The organism is Streptomyces malaysiensis subsp. samsunensis (assembly GCF_024519315.1).
Lineage (GTDB): Bacteria > Actinomycetota > Actinomycetes > Streptomycetales > Streptomycetaceae > Streptomyces > Streptomyces malaysiensis.
This window is the reverse complement of sequence record NZ_JANIIC010000189.1, coordinates 1-2,158: the sequence shown is the minus strand read 5'-3', so window position 1 is coordinate 2,158 and position 2,158 is coordinate 1. Positions and strand designations below refer to the sequence as shown.

Here is a 2,158-nt window from a genome sequence, read left to right as displayed (position 1 = left end):
GAGCACGTGCGCCACGAGGCGCTACACAACCGAGTGGAGGTGAAAGACCTTCGCCCTCGGGCCGTCGCAGCGGCCCGGGTGAAGCAGGGGGCAGCCCGCCCCGGGGAACGCCGGGAACGGGCGGAAAGCAGCCCCGACAACGCCGGGACGGACCGGCACCGTCAGACGGTCCGGGTCCGGCAAGCAAGGCCGGAAGGTGCAACGCGAGTGAACCAGTGGGTGACGCCCCGTAAGAGTCGAGCCGGCTCCAACCTGACGGATTCGGGCCGGTATGCAGTGCGTGGTCCCGCCCTTGGACGGGACCAACTCCGAAGCCGTTTGTGTTCGGCGGTCAGGAGGCCACGTTGAATGTCTGCGGCGTAGGCGTGGCGAAGCTGCCGGGGTATAGCTGGGCACCTAACCGGCTGATCGGTTGCGTAGTGAACGTGGGAACCGTCTGCGGTCGCCCCTTTGGCCGGGCATCCAGCCCGGCAGCGGGGCAGGTCCGTTGCCGACCGAGGGCCGTTGGACGGGGCGGAGGTCCCGTAGTAGTCCGCGCAGGAGAGATGCCTGTACATGGCGAAGGGGACCAGCAAATCAGCAGGGAGGATACTGGAATGCCAGGAGGTCGCCGGTGAATACCGACGCTCTGGAGTGGGCCTTGATGAAGGCCGAACGCCGGGTACTGAAGATCCAGACCAAACTGCACCAGTGGGCGGCCGAAGGTTCAGGCCGTCAGTTCGACGATGTGTTCAACCTCGTCTGCGATCCGGCTTTTCTGCTGGTCGCGTGGGCACGAGTCCGCAGAAACAAAGGGGCCCGGACCGCTGGAGTGGACGGGCAGACCGCGTACTACATCGAGCACCGTGGGGTTGAGGTCTTCCTCGATAGCCTCCGGGCGGACATGAAGTCCGGCGAGTTCCGTCCCTTGCCGGTGCGCGAACGGATGATTCCCAAGCCGGGAACCTCCAGGCACCGGCGTTTGGGGATCCCCACCGTGCGGGACCGCGTCGTGCAAGCCGCGCTCAAACTGGTACTGGAACCTATCTGGGAAACGGACTTCCTGCCGTGCTCCTATGGGTTCCGGCCGGGGCGGCGAGCCCACGATGCGGTGGCCGAGATCAGGATTTTTGCCTCGCCTCCTCATCGTTATGAATGGGCAGTCGAGGGCGACATCACCGCCTGTTTCGATGAAATCTCGCACTCCGCTCTGCTGGAGCGAGTGCGGGAACGTGTCACCGACAGGCGTGTGGTGCGACTGATCAAGGCGTTCTTGAAGGCCGGAATCCTCTCGGAGGACCGGCGACTCAAGGACACCGCCGCTGGGACCCCGCAGGGCGGGATCCTGTCTCCGCTGCTGTCGAACCTCGCGCTCAGTGTTCTCGATGAGCATTTCGCTCCACCTCGCCAAGCACCAGGCGTCCACGGCCGATGGAAGAGGTCGGTGCCTCACCGGCTCGTCCGTTACGCCGATGACTGGGTGCTGCTGGTGCGTGGCACCAGAGCAGATGCCGAGAGCAAGCGGGACCAGGCAGCAGCGGTTCTATCCTCTATGGGCCTTCGCCTTTCGGAGGAGAAGACGAAGATCGTCCACATCGACGAGGGCTTCGACTTTCTCGGATGGCGCATCCAGCGCCACAGGAAGCGAGGTACTGATCGCAGCTATGTCTACACCTACCCCAGCAAGAAGGCGCTGAAGTCCGCCATGGGGAAGGTCAAACTGCGCTGTGATCGGATTGACACCAATCAACCGCTCTCCGTCCTGCTTCTCAGCCTTGGTTCTTTACTGAGAGGCTGGACTGCCTATTTCCGGCCGGGAGTTTCACACCGGACCTTCCATTACCTCAGCCACTACACGTGGCAATGCGTGATGCGATGGCTCCGGCGGAAACATCTGAAGTCCAGCTGGGGATACCTCAAACGCCGCTACTACTGCAACGGCAAGTGGTGGCCTGCTGAGGGCGGAGTGGTGTTGTTCGACCCGGGAGCAGTTCCGACGACTCGGTACAGCTACCGGGGATCGAAGATCCCCACACCGTGGCCGAGTCCCTGAGAATCACCGTCCACTGGAATTTGTGGAGAGCCCGGTGCCCGGAGACGGGCACGCCGGGTTCGGGAGGCGGCTCGGGGAAACCCACCGGTGGCAACACCGGCAGGGCGCCCCGAGCCGACCTCACAC

The 2,158-nt window shown here is 64.0% G+C and carries 1 protein-coding gene; it reads left to right on the top strand.

Translation table 11 applies throughout. The features are described from left to right. Nucleotides 1–613 precede the first annotated feature (613 nt). Nucleotides 614–2,032: a group II intron reverse transcriptase/maturase gene (gene ltrA / locus NQU54_RS48355; RefSeq protein ID WP_257636624.1), complete on the top strand. Its 1,419-nt coding sequence runs from the start codon at nucleotides 614–616 to the stop codon at nucleotides 2,030–2,032. Nucleotides 2,033–2,158 lie beyond the last annotated feature (126 nt).